A 3,631-nucleotide genomic window follows, 5' to 3' on the forward strand; every position below is an offset into this window, starting at 1 on the left:
AAAGCGACGAGGAGGCTCACCTGACGCCCCCCGGAAAGCGAAGCGCCTGGAGCGGAAATCAACAGACTAGTTTAACACATCCTACATTAAAAAAGAAATATCACCGACACTTGTTGGCACATGTGCAATTAAAAAGAGGAGGAATTTCATGTCTAAAAAGCTTGTATTGATAGATGGAAACAGTATAGCGTACCGCGCTTTCTTTGCGCTGCCGCTATTGAACAATGAAAAAGGCATACATACGAATGCAGTCTACGGGTTTACGATGATGCTAATGAAAATTCTAGAGGATGAAAAACCGACACACATTTTGGTTGCTTTTGATGCAGGCAAAACGACCTTCAGGCATAAAACCTTCAGTGAATATAAGGGCGGCAGGCAAAAGACTCCGCCTGAGCTATCCGAACAATTTCCGTTTATCCGTGAATTACTGACCGCATACGGTATTCCTCAATATGAACTGGAAAATTATGAAGCTGATGACATCATCGGCACCTTAAGCTTACTTGCTGAAAAAGAAGGCTTCGAGACGAAGGTCATTTCCGGTGACAAGGACTTAACGCAGCTAAGCTCGGATAAGACGACCGTCAATATCACAAGGAAGGGCATTACAGATATTGAAGAGTATACACCAGCCCATATCCTGGAGAAATATGGCCTTAGTGCCGAACAAATCATTGATATGAAGGGGCTTATGGGGGACGCTTCTGATAATATTCCTGGTGTCCCTGGAGTAGGCGAAAAAACGGCGATTAAGCTGCTGAAAGAATATGGTACGCTTGAAAATTTGCTGCAATCCATAGAAAAAGTCAGCGGGAAAAAGCTTCAGGAAAAGCTTGCAGAATTTAAAGACCAGGCTGTGATGAGCAAGGAGCTTGCAACCATTACGAGAGAAGCTCCGATAGAAGTAAGCTTGAATGAATTGGAATATGAAGGCTCTGAAAAAGAAAAAGTCATGAAAATATTTAAAGAACTGGGTTTTAATTCGCTTCTGGACAAGCTAGGCGGGGATGTTGAAGCAGGAAACACAGTCGAACTTGAGGATATTGTGTTTGAACAGGCAGACAATATTACCCCGGAAATGTTTGCAAAGGAAAGCACTTTTTATGTTGAAGTGCTTGAGGATAACTATCATTATGCTGATATTATCGGCTTTGCGGTCGTAAGTGAGAAAGGCAGCTTTTATATGCCGGCAAAATCGGCCCTTGAATCTGATGAATTCAAAAAATGGGCTGAGGATGAATCCTGTAAAAAGACTGTTTATGATGCAAAGCGTTCGGAAGTCAGCTTAAGACACCGTGGAATCCATCTAAAAGGTGCTGATTTTGATGTTGCGCTTGCTTCCTACATCATAAATCCCTCTGAGAATCCTGATGATTTAGCTGCAGTTGCAAAACAGCATGGTTTCTTGAGTGTACAATCTGACGAAGCGGTTTATGGAAAAGGGGCAAAACGGAGGATTCCGGAAGAGAAAATACTCGGGGAGCATCTTGTCCGTAAGGCAGCGGCTTTGGCTTTGTTAAAAGAAAAGCTTGAAAACGAATTATGGGAAAATGACCAGCATGATCTGTTTAGCAGCCTTGAAATGCCTTTGTCACTTGTATTGGCAGATATGGAATATCAGGGCGTCAAGCTGGATATGGACCGACTTGTCAATATGGGGGAAGAAATCAAGGGCCGTCTGGCAGAAATCGAAATAAGGATTTTTGAAATGGCAGGCGAGCATTTCAATATTAATTCTCCCAAGCAATTAGGTGTCATCCTGTTTGAAAAGCTTGGTTTGCCGGCTGCAAAGAAGACAAAGACAGGTTATTCAACGTCTGCGGATGTTCTTGAGAAACTAGCACCGAAGCATAAAATTATCGAAGAGATTCTTAATTATCGACAGCTTGGAAAGCTTCAATCCACTTATATTGAAGGGCTGCAAAAAGTAGTCAATAAAGAAACGGAAAAGGTCCATACGAGATTCAACCAGGCATTAACCCAGACGGGAAGATTAAGCTCTACAGATCCAAACCTGCAAAACATCCCGATCCGCCTGGAAGAAGGCAGGAAAATCCGTGAGGCATTTGTTCCTTCCGAACAAGGCTGGATCATCTTTGCTGCCGATTATTCACAGATTGAGCTCCGTGTGCTCGCACATATTGCTGGAGATGAAAAGTTGATTGAGGCTTTTCAGAATGATATGGACATCCATACTAAAACGGCTATGGAAGTTTTCAAGGTGGGCAAAGATGAAGTCACTTCCAATATGCGCCGGCATGCAAAGGCAGTAAACTTTGGAATCGTTTATGGAATCAGCGACTATGGCCTATCACAAAGCTTAAACATTTCCAGAAAGGAAGCAGGAGAATTTATCGAACGCTATCTCGAAAGCTATCCGGGTGTGCAAGAGTACATGGATGAAATCGTAAAGGATGCAAAGCAAAAAGGGTATGTTCAGACCTTGCTTCACCGACGCAGATACATCCCTGAGATTACGAGCCGAAACTTTAATTTGCGGAGCTTTGCTGAACGGACAGCGATGAATACACCAATCCAGGGCAGCGCGGCAGATATCATTAAAAAAGCAATGATTGATATGGCTGACAGGCTTAAGGAAGAGGGACTAAAGTCGAGGCTGCTTCTTCAGGTACACGATGAATTGATTTTTGAGGCTCCTAAGGATGAAATCGAAAAGCTGATAAAAGTCGTTCCTGATGTAATGGAAAATGCTATTGAACTTAAAGTCCCGCTGAAAGTGGATTATGCTTTTGGCCCAACCTGGTATGATGCTAAGTAAGCTAATTAATATACGGAATTGGTGTATAACAGCAGTGACTACAAATAAGCATATGAAAGGCGGGATAGGATGCCTGAGCTTCCAGAGGTAGAAACCGTAAGGAGAACTTTAGAGGTTCTTGCAACGGGAAAAGAGATCAAGCATGTTTCAGTGTCCTGGCCAAAAATGATCAAGCGTCCTGAAGAGGCAGAGCAATTTAACGATGCCCTGAAAGGACAAATAATAAAGGAAATTGGTCGAAGAGGAAAGTTCCTTATTCTTTACACTGAAAAGCTTGCGCTTGTTTCCCATTTAAGAATGGAAGGCAAGTACGGAGTATTTAATGCCGGTGACCCAGTGGACAAACATACACATGTCATTTTTCACTTTACCGACGGTACAGAATTGCGTTATAAAGATGTCCGGAAATTCGGAACAATGCATTTATATGAAAAAGGGAAAGAGTTTGAGACGCAGCCGCTTGCTGATCTAGGACCTGAACCTTTTTCAGAGCAGTTTTCTGTTGAATGGCTGTCCGAAAAGCTGAAAAAGACAAATAGAAAGATAAAGCCAGCGCTTCTCGATCAAAAAATCCTTGTGGGGCTAGGAAACATATACGTTGATGAAGCCTTATTCCGCGCAAGGATTCACCCTGAACGCATTGCTAATTCACTGACTAAGAAGGAAGAGGCGGTGCTGTATAAAGAGATTGTCAATACACTGTCTGAAGCAGTAGAAAAGGGAGGAAGCACGATTCGTTCATATGTAAACTCCCAGGGACAGATTGGCATGTTCCAGCTGCAGCTTTTTGTATACGGCCGTAAAAATGAACCATGCAAGGTTTGTGGCACCCCGCTGGAGAAAACAGTT

2 protein-coding genes are annotated in these 3,631 nt (G+C 42.9%); both read left to right on the forward strand.

Annotated features, from left to right (window positions below):
* Nucleotides 1-148: 148 nt before the first annotated feature.
* The gene (gene polA, locus WB217_RS10110) at nucleotides 149-2,782 is read left to right on the forward strand and encodes a DNA polymerase I (protein ID WP_423993056.1); all 2,634 of its coding nucleotides are present in this window, start codon (nucleotides 149-151) and stop codon (nucleotides 2,780-2,782) included.
* Nucleotides 2,783-2,851: 69 nt separating this feature from the next.
* On the forward strand, nucleotides 2,852-3,631 hold a 780-nt coding region (gene mutM, locus WB217_RS10115; RefSeq protein WP_423993058.1), incomplete at its 3' end, for a DNA-formamidopyrimidine glycosylase.

The organism is Mesobacillus sp. (assembly GCF_049588175.1).
Classification (GTDB): domain Bacteria; phylum Bacillota; class Bacilli; order Bacillales; family Cytobacillaceae; genus Mesobacillus.

What these genes read in the sequence shown, in the direction of transcription:
- polA (WP_423993056.1), top strand. Translation starts at nt 149, where the DNA reads ATGTCTAAAAAGCTTGTATTGATAGATGGAAACAGTATAGCGTACCGC.